This is a genomic window from Flavobacterium sp. B183, assembly GCF_023539155.1.
Classification (GTDB): domain Bacteria; phylum Bacteroidota; class Bacteroidia; order Flavobacteriales; family Flavobacteriaceae; genus Flavobacterium; species Flavobacterium tructae.
Window position 1 is genome coordinate 4311929 of record NZ_CP097434.1, and the last position, 23573, is coordinate 4335501.

Below are 23573 nucleotides of genomic sequence, written 5' to 3' on the forward strand. Positions count from 1 at the left end.
TAAACCCGACAGGTTTTAAAAAACTGTCGGGTTTAGTTAGAAAAAAATAGATTATAAACTACAATTTGCTGATATAACTTCCGTACATATCTTTAAACTGATGTCCTTGAGCAAAACGGTCTTTGCTCAGTTTTTTGTATTCGACCAATCCCCACAGAATAAATTCTTTCATAAAATACTGATCTTTTTTATCCAGTTGAGGCAAATATTTTTTCAACAAAACATCTAGCGGAGTTACTTCGTCTAAAATGTTCTGATACTCTAAATCAGAAGCATCGTCTAACAATTCGAAACCGCTTTCGGCAAAAAACCATTCGATCACATCTGAATAAGGTGTTTTTTCTCCTGGTTTTTCAAGTTTCTCTATTCGCGGTAATAATGTTGGAAATAAAGTTCTGATTGCTAAACCAATTAAGTTTTGTGCTACGACAGCAGCTCCCTCCTGCTCTCCTTCGTAAACCAGTTCTACTTTTCCGGTAATAGCAGGAATAATACCCACAAAATCAGACAAACGCAAAGTGGTTTTATCTACTGCGGCTTTTAAGGCACGACGTTCTGCGGTACTCATTAAATTCTCGAAAGCGGTGATACTCATTCTCGCACTTACACCACTTTTATTATCGATATATTCGCTTTCACGCGCTTCAAAACTAATCTGTTCTAAAATATCTCTGGCCAGAGCCGGCACATAAACTAATTTGTGCTGTGTTTCATCCAGTTTGGCTTCCTGCTCTGTGATAGCTCTTGCAATGGCAACACTTTCAGGATAATGTGTGAGAATCTGCGAACCGATTCTATCTTTTAAAGGCGTTACGATACTTCCTCTATTGGTATAATCTTCCGGATTGGCAGTAAAAATAAATTGCATATCCAAAGGCATTCTCAATTTAAATCCTCTAATCTGAATATCCCCTTCCTGCAAAATATTGAATAAAGCAACCTGAATTCTGGCTTGTAAATCCGGCAATTCATTAATTACAAAAATACAGCGGTTGGCTCTCGGAATCATTCCGAAATGAATGACACGATCATCGGCATAAGAAAGCTTTAAATTTGCTGCTTTTATAGGATCGACATCACCAATTAAATCGGCAACAGTAACATCGGGTGTGGCTAATTTTTCAAAAAAACGCTCACTGCGATGCAGCCATGAAATTGGCGTATCTTCACCTTTCTCCGCAATTAAATCTTTTGCAAAACGTGAAATAGGATGTAACGGATCGTCATTAATTTCCGAGCCCGCAACAAACGGAATGTACTCGTCTAACAATTCAACCATCTTACGTGCTAAACGTGTTTTTGCCTGACCGCGAAGTCCTAATAAGTTAATATTATGACGAGAAAGAATGGCACGCTCCAATTCCGGAATTACCGTATTTTCGAAACCATGAACACCTTCAAAAACAGGCTTTCCTGACTTTATTTTCTCACGAAGATTATTGCGTAATTCGTCTTTAATACTGACACTTTTGTAACCAACAGCTTTTAACTGTCCTAATGTTTTTATATTTTTTATTTCCATTTTTACTGATTGAAAAATTTCTAATTTGCTTTTTTTAAACTTTTAATGACCTCTTGCTTCGACTTCGCTCAACGAGACCACTGAGACTGAGACCGAGACTGAGACTGTCACTGCAACTTATGCTTCGACTTCGCTCAGCAGGACACCGTCACTGAGACTGAGACTGAGACCGAGACCGAGACCAAGACAGAGACTGAAACCAAGCTTAAACACTACCTCACCCTCTTCTTCCTATTCGTTTCATAATCTTCAAAAATCATCTCTCCCAGTCCTTTTAATCCGGTGTAAAATGCTTTTCCCTGATTCGCTTCGGTAAAATGGTTGACAAAACGCTGTAAATACGGATCGTTTGCAATCATGAATGTTGTAATCGGAATGTGTAATTTTCTGGCTTGCTGTGCCTGTGTATAACATTTATCAACGATGTACTCGTCGAGTCCGTTACTATTCATATAATAGGAACCGTCACGCTCACGTACGCAGCTGGGTTTTCCATCGGTAATCATAAAAATCTGCTTGTTGGTATTTCGTTTTCTTCTTAAAATATCCATGGCCAATTGAAGTCCTGCAACGGTATTGGTATGATAAGGGCCTACTTGCAGATAGGGTAAGTCTTTAATAGGGATGATCCAGGCATCATTTCCGAAAACCAAAATATCGAGTGTGTCTTTGGGATAACGAGTTGTGATTAATTCGGCCAAAGCCATGGCTACTTTTTTTGCAGGTGTGATTCGGTCTTCGCCATAGAGAATCATACTGTGACTGATGTCAATCATCAAAACGGTGCTCATTTGCGCTTTGTATTGAGTTTCTTCTACTACCAAATCATTTTCGGTTAGCATGAAACTTTCAACACCATTATTAATCTGGGCATTTCGCAGACTTTCTGTCAATGAAATTCGTTCTAAACCATCTCCAAAATTAAACTCACGAAATTCCCCTGTATGTTCGTCACCGTTTCCGGCATGTTTGGTTTTATGATTACCACTTCCGGAACGTTTTAAATTACCAAAAATTTGATCCAGGGCCTGTTGTCTGATAGCGCGTTCTGTCTTGGCAGTAATACCAAAACCACCGCTTCCGTCAGGTTTAACTTCGTCTTTTATGTAACCTTTCTTTTTTAAATCTTCGATAAAATCATCGATAGTGTAGTTCTCGTCTGTTAGTTTGTATTCTATGTCTAACTCCCTTAACCAGCTGATTGCTTCGTCAAAATCACCCGAAGTATGGGTGATCAGCTCTTTAAAAATACCAAAAAGCTTTTCAAACGGAGACTGAAACGGAGCTTCGTACGACTTAAAATAAAAACCTTTTTTAAATTCGTTTTTCATAATTTTAAAATTACGCTATTTTAGAATTATGAAAAACGAAACGTTTATTAATTTTTAGTTAAAATATCTAACCAAAACCAACAACTAACAGTGTTAGGCCTGACAATTATTCAAACTTTCCGTCAACATAAAACCACTCCTTATTTTCGAATTTAAAAGTCGAAAACTCATAATGCACTTGTGGTTTGTTGTCTGAATCTAAAAAATAGGCTTTGAACTCGACGGTATTCTCAGTAAAACTCAAAATTTCGAGTCTCTGCCATTTATTAGCTGTTGCCCATTTTAAAATTTCGGTCTTCGAATAATATTTTCTTTCCGAAATATAAGTGGTTTCTAATAAATAATCTGCCTTGTGACAGGCATAAGCCGAATATCTGGAACGCATTAGGGCTAGTGCCGTTGGTGCTTTTTGATTGTTTTCAAGGTACTGACCACAGCAATTTTCGAACAATAATCCAGTATCACAAAAACACTTCTTACTCTCCATCAACCTGCTCTTCTCCATTAATTTTTACATGCAACTGATTCAATAAAACCTGATACCTGCTAATTTCTCTTAAATCTTCATCTTCTTCAGCATGATCCAGCATATCGTCTAAGGTATCACTTACTTCAAGCAATTTATTATTCGCTTCTCTATTATTCTTTGCCGCAATTAAATCAATAATTTCCTGCACACTTGCTTTTAAATCTTCGTATTTACTCATCTGTATTGTATTATTTTTTTGTTTCAAGTTTCAGGTTTCAGGTTTCAAGTTTTTTTATTGGAACCAAAAACCTGAAACATTTTATTCTCCTTTACTCTCGTTGAACTTTTTAATAATTTCTTTAAGCTTTTCTTTGCGTGCAATCTCAGCCTGTTTTACTTTGTTCTGGGCTTTATGCAATTTGTCATTATGCTTTTTGATGTTCCTTTCGTTGTTGCGTCCCATTATATTTCTCTTTTAATTTCGTCTAAAGTTTTCTCGGTATAAATCAACTCATTGATAATTTGCTTTCTCAACTCATCAATATCTTCATAATCAAAATGCTTTGCCCATGAAGTGAGTTGTTGCAGATTGCGAACCTGTTTGATTCGTTTCGTGGTTTCAAAACTGGTTCTTAAAACAGGCTTTCCATCAAAATTTGGGTTCTTCTTATGCTGATAGGTTACCAGATTCTGATCGAAGTCAGCTTCGATATAGTACAGTTTTTCCTCAGCGTTATCCGGATAAAATTCGTTCCAGGCCGCAAAACCTATTTTAGTTTTCGAAGCAGTTTCGGGTACCATTGCTACCAAACGCCATTTGCTGTTGGCCAGTCTTCCCCAATGATTTGACACCCGATACATTCCGGCTTCCGTATAATAATAAGCGCTTCCGGCTTTGCTCTCAAACTGCTTCTTTAAACCTTCAATTTTATCTGAAAGCACTTCATGAAAAACACAAAAGGTATTTTTAAAGGAATTAGGATGTGGTTTGAAGTTTTTTTGCATGTGCAAATATACTGAGATTGTCAAGAACTCCCTAAAACAAACATAATAATGATTAACTTTGTAGCTTCAATTTTAAAACAAAAAAATTATGTCTAAAGATCCACAAGGGAAAATGCTGCAAAAAGGAATTTATACGGGCATCATAGAAAAAGATGAAAACAACAACTATTTTTGTGGTGAGTACCTTTTAGACTATAAAATCGCACATACTAACTTTAATATAGGTGATTGGATCACGATTAAATCTATTATCGAAAACCCAAGCGATATCAGCTATGATAAGTATCCAAAAAAATCTAAAAACTTCGATAAGGCTAATAATAAACCGGAGAACAAGTAATTAAAGATTAGTTTCAAGTTTCAGGTTTCAAGTTTTAGGTTTCAAGTTTCAAGTCACTTTTAACGCAAAGATTTACGCAAAGTTCGCAAAGTTTTTATTTATGAAGCTTTGCGAACTTTGCTTTTGGAGTACATCTTAATTCTAAAAAAACTTGCGTTTTTGCAGTTAAGTACACCCAAAACTTAGACCCTGAGATCATAAACCTCAAACAAAAACAAATATTTTTCCGCTCAAAAGTAAAAAGTTAAAAAAAAGTGTACCTTTGCAAAAAATTTGTCGTTTTGAAGTAAAAAACAATCATTTCAAACTAATAGACAAGAAGTTACCTTTTATTTATGAAAAAAATAGTTGAATACCGCAAGTTACTAAACGTAGACAAAACTGCTGAATTAAAAGATTTAAAAACAATCTATCGTAATGCGATGAAAGAATCTCATCCTGATAAATTTCAAGGTGATGATGCTGGTTTAAAAGCTGCAGAAGAAAAAAGTAAAGCTATTATTGAGGCTTATCACTTCTTGGTAAGTATTAATCCTGAAACGATTAAACTTAATTTACCAGAATACACTGAAACGATTTCGACTTGTTCAATTACTGATTATAAATTTGTTGAAGGTCGTTTAATTATCGATTTCTCTAACGGAAGTGTTTACGAATACATTAGTGTTCCTAAAGCAACTTACGTTAAAATGGTAAATGCTGATTCTCCTGGAAGATTTGCAAAAAGACATATTCTTAATTCTTTCACATGGAGAAAGAAAACGAATCAAGAATAGATTTATACCAAAATATCTACAAAAGCACTCTCTCAACGGAGTGCTTTTTTTATGCGCAAAAATTTAAAAAAACGTTATTTATTTTCATTATAACGATATAATTAAGAGTTTTAAATCAAATAAACCTCACAAACCTTCTGATTACATGACAATTAAACCTAAAAAAACAATAACAAAATTTTAGGTTCCAAAATTCTTTATGTTTTATAATTTTAAATACTTTTGTTGCACAAATCAATTAACTAATTAATTTTTTATAATGAAAAAAATACTTTTTTTACTAACTGCTTCTGCAGCGATTATTTCTTGCAGCAAAGTTAAAGACGGAGAATACCTAATTACAGGAACTGCAACTGGTATCGAAAACGGAAAAACAATCATTCTTCAAGGTCAGGATCCAACAACAAAAATGGCTGTATCTCTTGACACAGTAAAAGTTGAAAACGGAAAATTCGAAATTAAAGGAAAAGTAACAGAACCAGCTTTTCATACTTTAATTGTTCAGGGAGCTAATGGTCCAATTCCATTCATCTTAGAAACAGGAGAAATTACTGTTGCAGTTGACAAAGACAGTATCCACAAATCTAAAATTTCAGGTACTTACAACAATGACGAGTATGTAAAATTCAATGAGGATATGACAAAAACTCAAAAAGGTTTAGTTGATTTTCAAAAGAAAAACACTCAAAAAATGCAACAAGCTCAACAAGCTCAGGATACTGCAACGATCAATAGCTTGATGAAACAATACATGACACTTCAAACAGAAGTTCAGGAAAACTCTAAAAAGAAATATTTAGCTTACGCTGAGACTCACCCAAAAGCATTTATCTCTGCTTTAATCATTCAAAGTATGGTTAATGACCCAAGCACTGACATCAAAAAAGCGGAAGGCTTATACAACTCTTTAGACGAGTCTTTAAAAAACTCTACTCCTGGAAAAGAAATCAAAACTAAACTAGGACAATTGAAAAATCCTGCAGTTGGTGCATCAGCAGCTCCTGTTGGAAGCCCTAAATGAAGAGCAGATTTTTCGGCTCCAAATCCACAAGGAAAAGTAGTTTCGCTTAAAGAAAGCTTAGGCAAAGTAACTATCGTTGATTTCTGGGCATCATGGTGTGGTCCATGCAGAAAAGAAAACCCGAATGTGGTAGCTATTTACAAAGAATTACACGCTAAAGGTTTAAATATTATTGGAGTTTCATTAGACAAAGAGGCTGCTGCCTGGAAAGAAGCCATCGCAAAAGACGGACTAACCTGGACACAAGTTTCAAACTTAAAATTTTGGGACGAGCCAATTGCAAAACAATATGGTGTTGAATCTATTCCTGCAACTTTTATTCTTGATGCATCAGGAAAAGTAGTTGCTCAGGATTTAAGAGGTCCGGAATTAAGAGCCAAAATAATAGAGCTTTTAGCCAAATAATATTGCCTTTCAGAATAAAACAAAAAAATCTCCCTAGTGGAGATTTTTTTGTTTTTATATAGTACTGCCAGATTATAGGCTAATCCAAAGAGATGCTCTATTATCGATAAAAAACAAAACATATTCTATCAAACCCAATAACCTTCATTTAAGAGATAAACAGCCTTTCTTTTGACTCTCTCACAAATAAAAAAATAGCGCTTAATTTCAAAGAAAAAACTACTCGGAAAAGTTTGAAAACGCAACTTATCAAAAGAAGATCAAAACCTACCTGTCTTCGTCAAGCTGCAAATTTCTGCGCGAACAAATGTCAAACATTTCAGAATAGATTTATTTGGTTCAACTCGTATTTGTTGCTGCTTTCTGAGAAAAAGCAGTAATTAAAACGTTTAAGAAATCAAAAAAACAAACAAATACCCCGTGATAACCTGTAAAAATAACCCTACTATATAAAAAACACCTAAAAAAACTTTATTTTTACTTTATTCAATTCCAACGAATTAAAAAAACAATGTAAAACTAACGTAAAATTAAGTTCATTTTTTGTTTGCAAACATCAAAAACGTTCCTATATTTGCAACCGCTTAGAACAACAAAGCGCAACAATACAAAGTCTTGGGGAGATACTCAAGCGGCCAACGAGGGCAGACTGTAAATCTGCTGTGTGAACTTCGCAGGTTCGAATCCTGCTCTCCCCACTGAAAAGTCCTGATGAAAATCAGGACTTTTTTTTGCTTTAGTTTCATTTTTTTTCCTGCTTAGTTATCCTAAAACTCTATTTCTATATTTTTCTCCTAAAAATTTTGCCTCAAGAAATTCTTAAAGACATTCTTACATAAGCTTTTATCTGTCCGACTAGAACTTTAAAAAGTATAACTTAAAATTAAGTACGTTTTTTATTTGCAAACATCAAAAACCTTCCTATATTTGCAACCGCTTAGAACAACAAAGCGCAACAAATACAAAGCTTCGGGGAGATACTCAAGCGGCCAACGAGGGCAGACTGTAAATCTGCTGTGTGAACTTCGCAGGTTCGAATCCTGCTCTCCCCACGGAAAGGCCTAAAAGGCGGAAAACTTAAAGTTTTCATTCTTTTTAAAAAGCCACAAAAAATGTCTGAAGACCTGCAAATTCAACGATTTGCAGGTTTTTTTTATTTTAGGCCTGTTTTCAATATTTATAAATCCTCACAAAATTAAAGGTGCAGAATCGGTGCACTTTCCGGCGCGCCGAAAAGTGCACCAGAAACAGTGAAAATCCCTTATATCATAGGGGTTAAAGAGATTAACGACTTGATTTGGCAGTAATATTATTCTACATTTATTAATTTAAAAAGTAGGATTATGTTGGAAAGTAGTTTTGGTTTGGGATTCTTTTTAAAAAGACCCAAAATAGAAAGTAAAGAATGGATCGTATATTTCAGAATAACTGTTGACGGTATCCGTAAGGAAAGCTCAACTAAGAGAAAATGGGATAATACACGATGGGATCAAAGGTTCGAAAGAGCGGTCGGCTCAAAGGAAGATGCAAAGTCGCTGAACTTCTTTTTGGATTCGCTGACTTTAAAAATCAATGAAATCAAAACCGAAATGATGTACAGCGGCAAAACCATAACCGCTGAGAAAATTATGGACGAGGTTCTGGGAAGGACAGCCCCAAAGATTAAGGTGCTCGAAGAATTTCAAAAGCATAATGATGAAATGGAGGCGCTTCTTGGAAAAGGCTATGCAAAAGGCACCCTTGACCGGTTTACCATTACTAAAAACCATTTGACTGCGTTTATAAAATTCAAGCTTAAAAAGCACGATCTTGAATTTGCGGATTTGAATCTTGAGTTTGTGAAGGACTTCGAGTTTTACCTTAGAACTGTACGCGACTGCAGCAACAACACAACCCTAAAGTATATTGCAAATTTCAAAAAGATTGTAATCCGCGCCATTGATAAGGAATTAATCACCAAGGACCCATTTAAGAACTTTAAGGGACGTAAAACAAAACTGGTAAAAAAACCACTCACCGCACAGGAATTGTACGAACTTGAAAGTCATTATTTCACAACTGACAGGCTCAATGTCGTAAGGGATGTATTTGTCTTCCAATGCTACACTGGCCTGGCTTACATAGACGCTTATCAATTAAAGAAAACTGATATCAAAGAAGGCATTGATGGAAATCTATGGATTATGTCCGAAAGGCAGAAAACAAACTCATCATTTAATGTACCTCTTCTTCCCCAAGCACTGAAAATAGTTGAAAAATATAAAGAGCACCCGCTGTGTATCCAGCGTGGAACCGTGCTTCCTGTTTCATCCAACCAGAAAATGAATGAGTATCTAAAAGAGGTGGCAGTCTTGTGTGGCTTTCCTTTTACATTAAACACGCATATGGCCCGCCGTACTTTTGGAAGCACTGTGACATTAAATAACAACGTCCCTATTAATGTAGTTAAAGAACTGCTGGGTCATGCATCGGTAAAACAGACTGAGGCATATGCTATAACTGAGCAGGCTACAATCGGTCGTGAAATGTCTATTCTCAATAAAAAACTCAATAAAACTGGATCCAAAATATCTAAACCTGATTTGGCGGTTCTCAGCAGGCTCGAAAAGGAAATTCAGGCAATCAAAAAGAAATACAACATTTCTTCGTGATCAATAAATTTCAAAATATATTTAAAATTAAAAGAGGCTATCTCAAATATTTTGAGATAGCCTCCTTTTACACAACTTAACTTCGCTTTTATATCCTGGATGATAAGATGGGGTGTACTTAATGTATCCTAAATCCTGAAGCTGTTTAAAATACTTATGATAAGTCGGCAGCGTATTCACATGTGACAGCTCCATAATTTTACTGCGGCTGACTTTAATCCTTCTTCTTTGGCCTTGCCTGTAGCCTAATCCTAGTATTGCTGTCAAAATTGAAAGATGCCAGACATTTAGTTTAGGATCATTACTATACATTGACATATAACTCATTATATAGCTTTCTTTTAATCTCTTAGTGTTTATCATCATCAAATAATTTTTGAAGATCTTCTTTATTATAGTAGTACGACCCAAGCACTTTTTTGAAACGGACTTTTTGGCTTGTTCTAAGATTCTGTACTGAACCTGCTGAAATATCAAGCAGTTTTCTCACAGACTTGCTTTTAATCCACTCTGGTTCCAAAGTTTCTTTCCGTCCAGAATGCTTATCTTTAAATAAAGCCTGTATTTTATCTACTAGAAGAAGACCAAACTGTCTCAGATCTTCCTTGGTTACAATTTCATTCATAGTACAATTTCATAAAATTATTAATTGCAGAATCTTTAGATGTCCGCGTCAGCTGAAAACAAAAAATATACTTCACTTCCACGATTTTTTTTAAAAGATGGTCTATACTTTATATATCCATACTGATGAAGCTCTTGGACACATTTATGATACGTATTTGCTGAAGAAACTTTAGCAATAACAATAATCTCCGAGCTAAAGACAAAAATTGGATTAATAAAGCCCTTAACGGATCTAAATTGTAATAGAGCTGCATAAATGGCAATATGCATTGGACTAATCCGGTAATCATTCTCTATTGCTTTGAAAAAATCCGATAAAGGCTTTAATTTTTCCATAACTTTTAAAGTGAGGGAGTTTTTCTTTTCTTTACTTTATTATCTTTCCTCCCTGAATCACCTTCATCAGAATCTAGATTTTTTTTTTGATCTTTAGATACTGATTCTTTTTGAGATTCAGCCTTTTTCTCTTCCTTACTCTCTCGATGATTAATTCTTTGTAAATTTTCATCATAAACATTAACAGTCTTAAACTGGGGATTTGCCTCCACAAACATTTTACTTTCAACACCGCTAACTACGAAAGTCGCTGATTGAAGATTTCCTTTTTTAAGGGAATTTAAAAGGTCTTCTTTATACTGCGGAGTATTGAGCTCTTTGATTGAATGTTTTGCCAGACTTGCTTCCAAATCATACCCATAATTCTGATGGTATTGGTTCAGCTTAAAATTACCATTGTCAGATTGTTTAAAGTCGATTTTCAGCCAGCAATTATAGCTCTCCCCTTCTTTGTTTTTAAGATCTTTATTGACAGATCTGCCTTCCATCAAATTATAAGCCTCTTTCATTGTAATGCTGGCGCTGTCTTTGTTGATGTAGAAGGTCTGTTCCAGACCAGGTTTGTTTTCTTCTTTCTGAAGATTGACATGATAGGAATTAAAAAAGTACATATCTGTCTGCTCAGACCTTTTGAAATTTAATTCTACAGTTAAGGTATCCTTATTTGGCAGACCATTGTTCATAATGCCGGTGTGCATAATTTTAAAATCCTTATCTCCCTTCATTATGTTCTCTCGCAGTTCAGCATCGAACGTTTCTCCAAATCCAGTATATTTTAACTGGTCTTTCAGGTATTCTAAATTTTTCTCATTCATTGCGTTTTCATTTAAATTATTTTCTAAAATTTCTCTCCTATCTATTTCCCTTTTAGCAAATCCAGTAAGTTCTATTGCTTCATTTTCGGAAGTATCTGCCCCGCTATTCAAAACTGCTCGCAAGTCGTCGATAACTGATTCAATCGGCAGGCTCTGAAAATAATTCGCATCATTGTTCATAACCAGACAGTACTCCTTCGCATCCAAGGGATTTCTAAAAAACTCAATTGTGTCGGTATCAGTCACCTCATCGGTATTAAAGGCGGCAAATCGATGGCCGTTATAAGCCATTTCCTCAGCAAATGACAGCATCATTTCAGTGTCAGCTAAATTGATTATCATAATTTATTTTAAAGCTTAAAAAGTGTCACTGCTTAATTCTGTAATCGGAATTACCTTATCAGTCAGATTATTATTAATATCCACTTCCAAATGTCTTCCGCCGTTTTTTTCAATCATCTGAATGGTTAGATACTTATTCTCCGGGATGGTAAATTTCTCCAGAGCATAAACTTTTATTATTTCAGATTTATAAGGAATTACAGAAGAAGATGAAGTCGCGTACAAAGGCTGCAGTTCAATTTCCTGCGACGCGGTACGTTTTGACTTCTTCTGGTCTCTGATAAAAAAACGGAGCTGATCAATATCGTAGTTAATCTTTGATTTGTTTTCAAAAACAATACGCAGATACAAAACATCCTGCTGGATAAAGATCCCGTTCACCTCCAGTCTGATCTGATACTTTGATTTTTTTAGACCACTGATTTTTTTCTTTTTGGAATATGCAGCCAAAGCATACTGTTCAATTCTTTTCTGATTTTCGTTTTCTAAAGAAAACAGCACATCCCTGCTTGCAACCACTGCATTTTCAGCCTTAAAATTTAAGTCAGGGCACGTTTCATCATAATTCAGTACAAAAACGTACAATTTCCCGTCAGATGTAACAACTGTCAGATTGGTCTGGAAAAAATGCTGTTTAGCAGCTTTTACAAGTAGTATATTCTCAACTCCTTTTGCTTTTTGTACAAGCACTTCTGCGCTTCCTTTATCTATGCTCTTGATTGTATAAGGAAAAATAATGCTTGTGGTTTTAGAAAAACCTACTTGTAGATTTTTATACTGGTCTTCGTAAAAGGCAGTTTCCTTTGCGTTTGACTGTGGATTAACTGAAACACAAACCAGCAGTAAGCTGATTAAAAACAAATAATTCGCTCTTTTCATATTTTCTCTCTTTTAAGGTTTTAAATTCTTTTGCTTTTCATCATACAGCAGCACCTGATACCCCGCCTTTACAACCACTTTTATGAGTTTTACCTTTTTGCTCATCAGACTTTTGGCTGCCTCGATGCCCATACCTGCGGCCTGTGCACCCCAAGATTCCGAAATCCCGGTAAGGCCGAGTGTCTGGATAGAACGATCGGCAGATGCTTTAGCCACATCCCTGTTAATCGCTCCGGGAATATAGATGCCGTCAATCCCGTCCATATCATAGACTGCCAGCTCGACGGGAAATATCGAATTATTGTACTGGATGTTTGTGATTTTCACCTCCAGCCTCTCTCCTTTTAAAGCCGCCATACCATACAGAAAAGCATTTCTGGGTATAATTGTTCCTTGGAGAAAAATATCATTCGTGAGTCTTAATTTAACCACCGAGCCATTGACAATAGTCTGCGTCTGATGCACAACTGCTTCAATAGAATTTTGTATTTCTTCAGCAGGCTCTGCTTCGTCCAGAGAATAAAATTCATTTGTTTTCAAAGAGGTCTGCCAATCGGCATTCCGCTGAAGTGAGCTTATGTTATTCTCTGCTTCTTTTTTCTGCACTGAATATATTTTGCCTTTTTTGCTCTCAGATGTTTGTCTAAGCCTTTCCTGCACGCGCTGCGGATGCTGTATATCCAAAATATTTTCCAGCATACCGCCTAACTGCTGAAGTTCTGGGTCAGGTTCCTGGGTCGTGCTCATCGTCGACATTAGCCCTTCAAGTTTTTTAATCTCTTCCGATTCTCCACGAGAAGTGCCGTAATTTTCAAATTCCCTCATGTCCTGACCATAAGGAGGGACAGCAGGCTGGCTGATTATGTTTTCAAGAGCCCTCAGCTTCTCATAAACTTTCTGTTCATTGCGGTCCTGAAAAGACTGAGAATTAAAAGCTGATCTGTTTTTTGGAAGCATGCGGGATTCAAAATCACTTGTGGAAAAAGAATCTGCTTTATCTTCCGAGACTTTATTATCAATATAGTTAGGATCTTTTTTTATCTGCTCTCGCAGTTTTATCGAATCAACTGCTGCCTGATCGTAATAGCTCATCTTATCCAGTGCTGAATCTTCTTTAAATTTAGGCAGTGGCAGATGAAAATTGAATCCTTTCCTTTCGTCGTTCCCTGCCATCTTGGATTCCATTCTTCCGCCGCCTAATGAATAAAATAAGAATGTGAGAAATGGAAATGTTATAAGAGGCAGCATTAAAAGCATCTTTCTCTTTTTAGATTCCTTTGGAGATAATGTTTTCTCTTGCATAATTTTAGTTTTTTAAATTGATTGTCTTAATTTTTGAAGCTTTTGAAACCTCAGCTTGTTTATAAAATGTCCTATACAGGTTATAAATTAAATAACCCGATGTCAAAACCGTAAAGAACAGAAGTCCCCAGATCAGTTTTGTTTTAGAGAGCCCATCTGTGACGCTCTTCATTTTTTCTGCCCATCTTTTCTGCAATAGCAGATAATACTTGTGATACACAAAAGGCTCAGTCTGTCTTGTAAAAAAGGATTTCATAAATCTCTATTTTCTGGTTTCTGCGGAAAGATCTTTGTTTTCAATCGTATTAAACCGCTCGATAAGAAAACCATGCGGATTATTATCGCTTCTTGATACATTGCGAAGCGCACCTTCTGTAAGCAGGCTTCTTTTCAAAATACTGGTAGTACGGATAATGTTCTGTCTGGCATAACATCTAAAACGGTAGGGATATTCACGGATATCAATGCTTATGCTATCAATCTGGATGCTCTGGCTGATATTTCCTGATATAATACCCGAATAAAAATTGTTTTCCTTCAGGTCATCATAAATCCGTTTTGCACTGTCGTCTGCCAGATATAGCGCTTTTGTGATATTCGTTTTAATGACCTTATCATCAGGATCAAGGGTAAAGAAAAACTTGTGAAAGGTTTTCACATGGTCCCTTGCTTCAACAGCAATGTTATCTTTTCTTTCCGAAGCGTAAGCTTCCAGCGCTTTACCGTTTGCCAGAATATATACTTTATCCTGCATAAGGCTCATTGTCTGGAAACTTTTATAGACAGCATAGCAGCTTATTATGATGCAGCCTGCAATTACAAGCATCGTGAAACCTCTCACATATCTAAATGCCGTATCAATGTTTTTCATTTTGGTAAACATATGCTCCTGTTATTAAGTCTGTTTAGAATTTCCTTTAAGCCTGTCATTCATATAGTTTCCTTTATCAGTAAAATAAGGACTGCTTCCTGCTGTCGCAGCCATGCTGCTGGTCATTCTCCGATCCGCATCTCCCATCGCATCAGCAGCCATTCCAACCGCATTTGAAGAGGTTCTCATAACAGAACTAGCTGAATTTCCAAACATGCTTGTCACCTTATGACCCAAGGCTCCTCCTCCGCCTGCATGAACTATATAATTGGCAACAGAAGGAACGGTAAAATATCCTATGATACCTATTATCATGAAAATTAAATATGACATATCGGTCCTGCTGAAAAAAGTGTCACCTGTTGCCTGCACCTGCGAGAGGTCCAGCTTGAGCATGAGTTCCTGAATCTTTCCTATAATACTTCCGAATATATTGGCAACAGGAAGCCAGAGGTAAATATTGATATATCGGGCAAGCCAGACAGTGAGCGTGTGCTGGAAACCGTCAAATACTGCGATTCCAAATACCAGCGGACCTAAAATGGAAAGCACCACCAGCTGAAAGGTCCGAAGGGTGTCAATGCATAAGGCGGCCGCTTCAAACAAAACCCTCAGCACCTCGCCCAGCCATTCCTTGACCGAATTTCGAAAACTGTAAGAAGCTTTTTCCATCGCAAATTTGACATCATTGCCTATGCCTGCGAGCATGCTCTCATCCGATGGATCAGCACCGTCATGCGTATACTTATACCATCTGTCACGATCACCCGTACCTGCAGTCCCGACATACATCTTCCATGGATCGGTTTCTTTAATTGCTTTTTCTTTCTCTTTAAGCAGAACAGCAACTGCATTGTTAGAGCCTGTTACCATAGCTGCAGTAGCTGTAACAGTTGGTTTCATAACTCCGTTAATAAGTGCCAGAACCGACGGAAAAATCATAATGCAGAATCCTATTACAAAGGGACGGAAGAGCGGATAAAAATCGATAGGTTCTGCACTTGCAATATGCCTCCACACGCGTGAGGCGATGTACCATATAGTTCCAAAGCCTGCTAGTCCCTGCCCTACAGCAATTAGGTTAGAACACAATGGCATCATTTCATCATAAAGCTGGTCTAAGACCCCGTGAAGACTACTCATATCATCACCAAGTCCCTGAGCCATGATCCTGAATGGAAACAATAATACCATAAGCACCGCTGATACTACTTTTTTATTTAATAACATCTTCATTCTTTAGTCTTTAAATGTCTGTAATCCTCTTGACGCGTAAACATCATTTTTCTCCCTTGCCCGCTGTAGAGCCAGCACGTTCGACGTGGTATTAAAGTTTCTGAGAAAAAGCAGTTTATCCTGCATCTGCTCATAGATATCGTCAACTGCCTTTAGTCTTTCGTCGTCCGACATCCTGAGCTTATCTGCTGTTATGATCATCGTAAGTTCATCGAGATTTCGCAGGCTCTGATTAAGCAGGTTTCCGTAAACTTTCTCAAAGTAATTTATTTCCTGTCCGCTGAAATTTCCGCTTTTTATAAATCGGTTCATTCCGTTGCGGCTTTCCTTGACTATTGAAATCTGATATTCTACTATCTCTGCTACCCTTTTGTAATTCTTTACCGCTGGACTTACCTGCATAAGCGCATCTAGAAAAGTTTTATGCAGGCTGAAGTTTCCTTCAGTCATATCTTTCACCGTTTTGTATCCACCTGAAAGCAGCTCATATCCCTTTTTCATATCACTGAGAATTTTCTTGAACTGGGATAGCTTTTCGATATTCAAAATCAGCTGCTGAATTTCTGCTGACTGCCCCATTGATTTAACTGGAATCATTAACAAAGTGATCAATATTGTCAAAATCAAAATCTTTTTCATAGTAGCTTAATTTATAATCCATATAATTCATCAACATTCTTAGAATCCTTTTTATCGGCAGATTTTGAAACCGACAGCAGTCTGGCATCCCTGCTGAAAGAAAGACAGAAATTATAATCCTCCAGCATAGTTTTGTGCAGAAGATCAATGCGCTCAAGCCTCTGGTCATCTTTTAGCTCTAGTTCTGCATCGGTGGTAATAACAAGCAGCTGGTCAAGAGTCTGGCTGCAGTTCTGAAGAAGTTTCTCAAAAGACCTCTCTATATAGTCCAGTTCATTACCATGAAACAAATCAACAGTTTTAAGATCTGACAAAGTCTTTCTACAGAGTTTCATTATTTTAAACTGCATGGAAATGATCTCAACAGTTTTATAATAATTCCGAACCTTTGGATTGATTTTTAAAAGTGAAGTAAAATAGTCACCATGCAGGTTGACTTCACCTTTTCTCGCATCCCCAATAAAATTGAGTCCCTTTGATACTGCCGAATATCCTTTCTTTGCATAGTCAATATAAACCTGAAGTGCCGCTATTTGAAGGATTAGTTCCTTCCTCTGCTTTGCCTGCCCGCTCATACTTTGATTAAAAACACAGAGCGCTACTAGTAGTACAGCTATCTTTTTCATGTTTTTTTTTATTGAATTATGGAATTCCGTAAAATTGTTTCACTTGGTTTACATCTGCTTCTGTTTTGGCCCTCTGAAGACTCAGCAGTATGTTCTGCTGGTTAAACATTGTAAGGTCGTCGTAGTTCCCATCAATCTGATCAGCTGCCTTGTTGATGATTTCAAGACGTTTGAGATCACTCATCTGGGTGGCAAAAGAATCCAGAATCAAAAAAATCTGGTCGATATTCTTCACACTTTCCTCGAGTATTCCTGTATATACGAGCTCCATATACTGGATTTCGCTGTCTTTAAAATGGGTATCCTGCTTGAAAAGATTCCAAGCTCTTTCATATTCCTGAACAAGCTGTGTCTGCTTTTTGGTAATCTCTCTTATCCTCTGATAGTAGGTAATAATTGACTTTACTTTTGCGAGTTCTTCATAGTAGCCTTTGTAAAGATCTTTCTGTTTCTGAGTCCAGTCCGAGATCTCATCGAGCTTCAATTTGGAAAGTACATTTTCCACCAGCTTCTGTGCATTCTGAAGCCAGATAGTTTTATTCTGTAGCCGCTGGATTCTCAGGTCAATGGCTTTAATCACCTTTTTCGTAACAGCTTTTACAATTTCCAGTATCGGCAATACCGCAACTTTTTCCGCAGGTCTTGCCGAGGTGCCGACTAGCAGCAGGCAGACCATCAAGACTATTAATTTCTTTTTCATTATTCCTTTTCATTTAATTCCATTTCTCATATCCTGAGCCATTGCGGCTATTCCTTTCTTTATGTCCCCGCCAAACTTCTTCGCATAGGCATTCATTTTCACTTTCTCGCTTTCCTCTGTTGTATAAGCGTAGGATAAGAACCCGGCGCCTTGCTATATTAACTATAGCAGGTTTCCAAGAACTCTCCCCCGAACCGTACGTACCTGTCTCCAGGTATACGGCTCTCCATCAATTTATTCAGTCTAACTTTCCTGCGTGTATCTTATCGTGGCATTTTGAACAGACTGCCAAAGTTTTTCTTTTCCTTGCAATCATTCTTTTCATCCAATCTTCTTTACCTTTTAGGTCTTTCAACTTTCTTATATGGTGCATTTCCAATTTGTCATTTGCACCGCATAATTCGCATTTTTCGTTTTGCAGTCTTGCTATAAGGCTGTTTCTTCCACCTGTAATGGTAACTGTCATGGGTAAATTATCCACGTAAACTCCACGAGCAATTTTCTGGCGTTTGAAACCTTCATTGTAAAAGCGTCTATAGATTATGTCGCCTTTCCTGTTTTTATAAGGAATAGAGAACACTCCGTTGATACACTTTTTTGTCTTTTCCTTACTTACCGAAGTTTGATATTTCAGTGCATAGGTTTTGTACATACTGTACTCCATGATGTAAGAAAATGACTGAACATATGAACTATTGTTAGCGATTGCGTAGTAATTGTAAAAGCCTCGGATTTCAGAATTTACCTGACTGATGATCTCTAAATCATCTAAGTCTTTCATGTAATAACGGGAGCGTGGTTCCCAAACTTCTGTGCCTTTCTGTGTAACTAATTTTACCGCATTATAGCTCAGTAGTTTTTTCTTCATCACTTCTGCTGTTACATAGAGTACAATCTTGTCTCCGAAGCATCTGACTGTTCTACCGTGTTTATCCCTCTTTGTTTCATTGGATTTACGCACGTAAACATCAAAGCCTAAGAATTTGGCTGGTTTCTTAGCATTGGTTACCAAGGTTTTTTCATCCGAGAGTTCAAGTTTCAGTTTTTCAAAAAGAAAGTTCTTAATGTCATCCTTAATCCTTTTACAATCTTCTTTACTACCTATGACCCCGATAAGAAAGTCATCCGCATATCTTACATACTTCAACTTTCTGTAACTGCTATCCATCTTATTATAGGCTGGATATTTGTTTCTTTCTTGTCGTAGTACCTTAATGTCCGCAATCATTTGCGCTCTAACAGTTTCATCTGTCTCACATTCCAGTTTCTTTGCCAAACGGTATCGTCTCTGTTCGTATAGTCTGTACTGGCGTGTTGCCGTCGTTCTTTCCCCTTTATCAAATTCTTTGATGTAATCCTTAATATATTTATCAAGTTTATCAAGGTAGATGTTGGCAAGGATTGGACTTATAATTCCCCCTTGCGGTGTACCACTGAATGTTTTGTGATACATCCAGTCTTCGATATACCCTGCATTTAGGAACTTCCTAATTAAACGGATAAACTTGTCATCATTGATACGTTCTTTAAGGATTCCAATCAACACTTCGTGATTGATATTATCAAAGAAGCCTTTTATATCTCCTTCAATGAACCATCGCACAGCCGTAAATGATTGCTGAACACTTATTAATGCCGTATGGCAACTTCTCTGTGGTCTAAAACCATGTGAAGTATGTTCAAAATAGCCCTCATATATAGCTTCCAGAATCATTCTGATAACTTCTTGTACTAGTTTATCATCGAAAGAGGGAATTCCAAGCGGACGTTTCTTACCGTTTTTCTTCGGTATATAAATCCTTTTGGATGGGTTTGGCTGATAGCTTTCATTTTTGATCGATTCAATCAGCCTTTCAATGCGGGATATACTCATTCCATCGATAGTTCTTCCATCGACACCTTTTGTCATATTACCTACTTTGCTGTAGATTTTCTGATAAGCTACATAGTACATCTCTTCATTGAACAGAACTTTGTACAGCCTTTCGAATTTATAGCTCGAATCTCCGCTGTGCTTTATTAGACTGTTCAATACTAATTCTGGATTTCTCATAATGTCTCTCACATTTTCCATTAACCGTATTAAACTAAATTGACTGCCTCCCTTCGCCATGTACAAGGCTTTCCCTTGCTCAGACTATTACGGAGGCTCCGTTACCTTATCGAATATTCAGGAGCTTTTCTCCATAGCCACACTAGTGGCATTTCGACTTAGGCAATCCCCATTTAGACATATAGCAACTATTGGCTTGTTAAATTCTCGGATGCGATGTTCGCCTTTTTCTGCTTATTGCAGCTACGCTGTGGTTTGTTTATGCTATAACTACTACCTAACATTAGTATAGTACCACAGTATGACGTTTATAACTATTTTCCGTCATAGCCCAAGAACCGACCGTTCAGACTATCGTTCAATCAATCCAGACTTCATCCTTATATCTAACTTTTCAACTTGCCACTCAGTCGCAACTTAATAGTTAGTTGACTTGTGGCTTTTCTGACATGCTACACTCCCCGTCTGGTTTCCCGTTCGGATAAGTCAGCTGTTGATGGGCGTTATAAACACTTGCCCAGTGGTTGCCAAACCACATTTGCTATATGCCCTTATGGGCGCACTAAGTATTCCTCCAGCGAAACTTCGGTTCTATAGACCTTTGAAAGCATCCCTCCCAGAGAGATAAACACTTCTTTGTATTTCCTGGCTGGATCATTGGCTTTATTTACAGAAAGTACAAGTGCCTTTTCTTTGTCTGTAAGTCCAAGCAGCTCCTGAATCTGGTCAAACTTATTCTGATATTTGCTCTGGTCCAGAAGGATCTTGCAGTCGCTGTTGTTGATAATTGCCTGCTTGGCCACTGGCGAAGAAATAATATCCTCTACCTCCTGCGTGACCACTATCGCTTCCCCGAAGAATTTACGCACAGTCTTAAATAAATATTTTATATAATCCGCCATCCCTTCTTTTGCTATGGCTTTCCATGCTTCCTCAATGAGTATCATTTTTCGAATACCCTTAAGTTTTCTCATCTTGTTTATAAAAACTTCCATTATTATGATGGTCACTACTGGAAAAAGAATCGGATGGTCTTTGATATTATCCAGCTCGAAGACAATAAACCTTTCTTTTAGAAGGTCCAGATTTTCTGTCGCGTTCAGTAGATAATCAAACTCGCCTCCCTTGTAATAAGGCCTGAGTACATAAAGAAAATTATTCACATCAAAGTCCTTCTCCTTTACTTTATCTCCTTCCAAAATTGAGATAAAATCCACCTTCAGGAAATCATAGAAGCTATTGAAACAGGGAAATATCTCTGCATTATTATCCAATTTCTCATAATACAGCTGAAGGGCATTTGAGAGCGCTACATACTCGCTCCGGTTAAAGGTTTCGTCGTCTTTTTTCCAGAGTGCGAGCAGAAGCGTTTTAATGCTCTCTTTTTTCTCCGTATCCAGACTGTCTCCTTCTGAAATATAAAATGGGTTAAAACGGATAGGATTCTTTTCATCGTAAGTAAAATAATAACCGTTTACCATATCACAGAGCCCTTTATAGCTGTGCCCGACATCCACCAGCACAATATGCGTTCCCTGCTCGTAATAGCTTCTCACCATATGATTGGTAAAAAAGGACTTGCCGCTGCCCGAAGGTCCCAATATAAACTTATTGCGATTGGTGCAGATTCCCATCTTAACAGGCTCATCACTGATATCAACATGAACTGGTTTTCCTGTCAGCCTGTCTCCCAGCCTGATACCGCACGGACTCAGCGAAGATTTATATCCCGTTTCCATATTCAGAAAGCATACCGCCTGTTCAGTAAAGGTGTCGAAGGTGTCATTCATGGGAAAGTCCGCAGCATTTCCCGCCATTCCAGCCCAATAGATCTGAGGAGCTCCGACAGTTTCCTGCTTGGCAGCCGCATCCATCTGCGCAAGAGCTGATGACACTTTGTTTTTAATCTCTTTCAAGTCTTCCTTATCCGTGCTCCAGGCCAGTACATTAAAATGGGCTTTAACCGGAAGCCTCTGCTGTGATACTGCCTCGTTCAAGAAATCATTCGTCGCATCCCTAGCAATCATATTCTCCCGGCTGTAGGCAGAGAGTGACTGCAGTCTGAGTCGCTTGCTTTCCAGCTTTTGGATGGTTTTCTGTGAATCTTCAATGAAGATATACTGATTGTAAATATGATTACAGGATAAGAGCTGGCCGAGGGTTGACGCAAAACCAATACTGAATTTGGTCTTATCGGTTGAATAGCGGTCAAAATTGATTCTCGATCCGCATAATCCAGGAAGATCAGCTGCATCACCGAGAGTAAAGAGCTGACAGTGTTTATCCCCTACCGCTAATCCCTCATCAAACCTTATATCCTTAAATACGAATGAATCTTCACGCTCTGACAAAAAACAATACTTTTCCACCAGCCCTATTCTTCTGCTCTCGCTTCTAAGCGATTCATTTTGCAGACGCTCCAGCTTTATAAATCCGCTGTCTTCCATAATTCTCTTAAACTGGCCGCAGGTATCTGCAAAATCCTGCAGAAGCTGCGGTTTTAAGGTTTCCTCGGGTACTATGGAACTTCTAAGCAGATTAGAAAACAATGAGGTTGCATTTCTTCTTCCCGCCGGTTTCTTGGTCAGCATGATATAGCAGGAATGATCCAAAAAAGGTCTTTCATTAAAGAAACGCTCACTACTTCTGGTGAGAAAACTGCTGTCTTCACTTAAAAAATCAGCTTTATAAGCACTTTCTAAAAACCAGTCCTGTTTATGAAAAACACAAAACTTCGGCAGCACCTTTAACGCCTTTATCCATGACTGGTGGAAAGCTTCATACTCCTGGTCTGACAGCGTAAAAATTTCAGGCAGTTCTGCCTTAAAAACTATAGTTACATCGCCCTGTTTTGATAAAATACAATCATGCTCCACTGCCATAACCGGCAGCTGCTCTTCCATCCTCTTCTCCATCCTTTCTTCATTATGTCATTAACGTTCTGTAGCTATGTCTTCATAAAAACCTCTCTGCTGTAGACTTTAATCCACTTTGGAATCTGTTTTTTAGCCAAAGCCTTCATCATGCCGTATTCTCCGTAGGTATTACTCATTCTGTATATTTTAAAAACAAGAAAACCTCCCGCCGTTCCAATAAAACCAATGCATATCAAGGAAGGCACTCCAATTATATACAGGGCAGCAAACAGAATCATAAGACCTACAACACCTCCACCCAAATACCAGATGTACTGCGCTTTAAGTCCCTTAAATTCTATACTCTGATTGATTCCTTTATTGATCGAATAAACACTGTTACTCATCTTCTCTATCGTTTAAACCCCGAAAAAGGATTTAATTACAGTAGCTACTACCACCAGAAACACACAGCTTCCAAACCAAGCCGCAGCCACTTTTCCAGTATCAGGATCTCCAGCATTCCATTTCTGGTAGACTTTTACTGCCCCTATCAGCCCGAGGATCGCTCCTACTGCATACATTAACTCAGTGCCGGCATCAAAGTAACTTCTCACTTTCTGGTTGGCTTCATTAATTCCCGCCACACCATCCTGGCTGTAAATAACATTACTAACCAGAATCATCAGTAGCGACGATCCCATAGCTCTAAATCTTCTCAAAAGACTTTTTAATTTCCATCTGCATTTTTTCATCACAAATCATTTTTAAA

The 23573-nt window shown here is 37.5% G+C and carries 24 protein-coding genes, 2 tRNA genes and 1 pseudogene; 7 read left to right on the plus strand and 20 right to left on the minus strand.

Annotated elements, in window-relative coordinates; all coding sequences use genetic code 11:
- Nucleotides 1-58: 58 nt before the first annotated feature.
- The 6 genes from M4I44_RS17845 to M4I44_RS17870 all read right to left on the minus strand — a co-directional run bounded on the left by M4I44_RS17845 (nt 59) and on the right by M4I44_RS17870 (nt 4327).
- Nucleotides 59-1522 (minus strand): AAA family ATPase, encoded by a 1464-nt coding sequence (locus M4I44_RS17845; protein WP_249965617.1) that lies wholly within the window; start codon nt 1520-1522, stop codon nt 59-61.
- A gap of 212 nt (nt 1523-1734) precedes the next feature.
- Complete coding sequence (locus M4I44_RS17850) at nt 1735-2853, minus strand: VWA domain-containing protein (RefSeq protein ID WP_017495554.1); 1119 nt, start codon at nt 2851-2853, stop codon at nt 1735-1737.
- 106 nt (nt 2854-2959) lie between these two features.
- Entirely contained in the window at nt 2960-3358 is a 399-nt protein-coding gene (locus M4I44_RS17855) for a YchJ family protein (protein WP_249965618.1), read from the minus strand.
- Complete coding sequence (locus M4I44_RS17860; protein ID WP_017495552.1) at nt 3330-3560, minus strand: hypothetical protein; 231 nt, start codon at nt 3558-3560, stop codon at nt 3330-3332. Before M4I44_RS17860 ends, M4I44_RS17855 begins: the two co-directional genes overlap by 29 nt.
- An 81-nt stretch (nt 3561-3641) precedes the next feature.
- The gene (locus M4I44_RS17865; protein WP_089059935.1) at nt 3642-3785 is read right to left on the minus strand and encodes a hypothetical protein; all 144 of its coding nucleotides are present in this window, start codon (nt 3783-3785) and stop codon (nt 3642-3644) included.
- Nucleotides 3785-4327, minus strand: a complete 543-nt coding sequence (locus tag M4I44_RS17870) for a hypothetical protein (RefSeq protein ID WP_017495550.1) — start codon at nt 4325-4327, stop codon at nt 3785-3787. The genes M4I44_RS17865 and M4I44_RS17870 overlap by 1 nt, the downstream gene beginning before the upstream one ends.
- A gap of 88 nt (nt 4328-4415) precedes the next feature.
- Here M4I44_RS17870 and M4I44_RS17875 point away from each other — a divergent pair, with 88 nt between their 5' ends.
- The 7 genes and pseudogenes from M4I44_RS17875 (at nt 4416) to M4I44_RS17905 (ending at nt 9520) form a co-directional block, all read left to right on the plus strand.
- Complete coding sequence (locus tag M4I44_RS17875; protein ID WP_017495549.1) at nt 4416-4667, plus strand: hypothetical protein; 252 nt, start codon at nt 4416-4418, stop codon at nt 4665-4667.
- Nucleotides 4668-5002: 335 nt separating this feature from the next.
- A complete protein-coding gene (locus tag M4I44_RS17880; RefSeq protein WP_017495548.1) occupies nt 5003-5443 on the plus strand; it encodes a KTSC domain-containing protein in 441 nt (146 codons plus the stop codon).
- 259 nt (nt 5444-5702) lie between these two features.
- Nucleotides 5703-6464, plus strand: a complete 762-nt coding sequence (locus M4I44_RS17885) for a DUF4369 domain-containing protein (protein WP_017495547.1) — start codon at nt 5703-5705, stop codon at nt 6462-6464.
- A gap of 18 nt (nt 6465-6482) precedes the next feature.
- Nucleotides 6483-6869 (plus strand): annotated as a pseudogene (locus M4I44_RS17890) (peroxiredoxin family protein); the annotation flags it as partial.
- A 617-nt stretch (nt 6870-7486) separates the two neighbouring features.
- Nucleotides 7487-7567 (plus strand) — tRNA-Tyr (locus tag M4I44_RS17895).
- A gap of 273 nt (nt 7568-7840) precedes the next feature.
- Nucleotides 7841-7921, plus strand: a tRNA-Tyr gene (locus M4I44_RS17900).
- Nucleotides 7922-8212: 291 nt separating this feature from the next.
- The gene (locus tag M4I44_RS17905) at nt 8213-9520 is read left to right on the plus strand and encodes a site-specific integrase (RefSeq protein ID WP_035688725.1); all 1308 of its coding nucleotides are present in this window, start codon (nt 8213-8215) and stop codon (nt 9518-9520) included.
- Nucleotides 9521-9869: 349 nt separating this feature from the next.
- Here M4I44_RS17905 and M4I44_RS17910 read toward each other — a convergent pair whose 3' ends face one another.
- From M4I44_RS17910 to M4I44_RS17975, 14 genes are all read right to left on the minus strand, one after another.
- Nucleotides 9870-10145 (minus strand): DNA-binding protein, encoded by a 276-nt coding sequence (locus tag M4I44_RS17910; protein WP_249965619.1) that lies wholly within the window; start codon nt 10143-10145, stop codon nt 9870-9872.
- 35 nt (nt 10146-10180) lie between these two features.
- Nucleotides 10181-10483, minus strand: a complete 303-nt coding sequence (locus M4I44_RS17915) for a hypothetical protein (protein WP_012026321.1) — start codon at nt 10481-10483, stop codon at nt 10181-10183.
- A 5-nt stretch (nt 10484-10488) separates the two neighbouring features.
- The gene (locus M4I44_RS17920) at nt 10489-11640 is read right to left on the minus strand and encodes a hypothetical protein (protein WP_249965620.1); all 1152 of its coding nucleotides are present in this window, start codon (nt 11638-11640) and stop codon (nt 10489-10491) included.
- Between the two features lie 15 nt (nt 11641-11655).
- The gene (gene traN, locus M4I44_RS17925; protein ID WP_249965621.1) at nt 11656-12519 is read right to left on the minus strand and encodes a conjugative transposon protein TraN; all 864 of its coding nucleotides are present in this window, start codon (nt 12517-12519) and stop codon (nt 11656-11658) included.
- A gap of 12 nt (nt 12520-12531) precedes the next feature.
- A complete protein-coding gene (gene traM, locus M4I44_RS17930; RefSeq protein ID WP_249965622.1) occupies nt 12532-13821 on the minus strand; it encodes a conjugative transposon protein TraM in 1290 nt (429 codons plus the stop codon).
- A 262-nt stretch (nt 13822-14083) separates the two neighbouring features.
- Nucleotides 14084-14692 (minus strand): conjugative transposon protein TraK, encoded by a 609-nt coding sequence (gene traK, locus M4I44_RS17935; protein WP_249965623.1) that lies wholly within the window; start codon nt 14690-14692, stop codon nt 14084-14086.
- A gap of 24 nt (nt 14693-14716) precedes the next feature.
- Nucleotides 14717-15928 (minus strand): conjugative transposon protein TraJ, encoded by a 1212-nt coding sequence (traJ, locus tag M4I44_RS17940; protein WP_249965624.1) that lies wholly within the window; start codon nt 15926-15928, stop codon nt 14717-14719.
- 3 nt (nt 15929-15931) lie between these two features.
- Entirely contained in the window at nt 15932-16567 is a 636-nt protein-coding gene (locus tag M4I44_RS17945; RefSeq protein WP_012026327.1) for a hypothetical protein, read from the minus strand.
- An 11-nt stretch (nt 16568-16578) separates the two neighbouring features.
- Complete coding sequence (locus M4I44_RS17950; RefSeq protein ID WP_249965626.1) at nt 16579-17193, minus strand: hypothetical protein; 615 nt, start codon at nt 17191-17193, stop codon at nt 16579-16581.
- Nucleotides 17194-17209: 16 nt separating this feature from the next.
- A complete protein-coding gene (locus M4I44_RS17955) occupies nt 17210-17893 on the minus strand; it encodes a conjugal transfer protein TraI (protein WP_249965627.1) in 684 nt (227 codons plus the stop codon).
- Nucleotides 17894-18131: 238 nt separating this feature from the next.
- Nucleotides 18132-19946, minus strand: coding sequence for a reverse transcriptase domain-containing protein (locus M4I44_RS17960; RefSeq protein WP_371923047.1), 1815 nt, complete (start codon nt 19944-19946; stop codon nt 18132-18134).
- Between the two features lie 551 nt (nt 19947-20497).
- Nucleotides 20498-22861, minus strand: a complete 2364-nt coding sequence (locus M4I44_RS17965; RefSeq protein ID WP_371922985.1) for a TraG family conjugative transposon ATPase — start codon at nt 22859-22861, stop codon at nt 20498-20500.
- A 32-nt stretch (nt 22862-22893) separates the two neighbouring features.
- A complete protein-coding gene (locus M4I44_RS17970) occupies nt 22894-23208 on the minus strand; it encodes a DUF4133 domain-containing protein (RefSeq protein ID WP_249965629.1) in 315 nt (104 codons plus the stop codon).
- A gap of 12 nt (nt 23209-23220) precedes the next feature.
- A complete protein-coding gene (locus M4I44_RS17975) occupies nt 23221-23505 on the minus strand; it encodes a DUF4134 domain-containing protein (RefSeq protein ID WP_223704658.1) in 285 nt (94 codons plus the stop codon).
- Nucleotides 23506-23573: the final 68 nt, after the last annotated feature.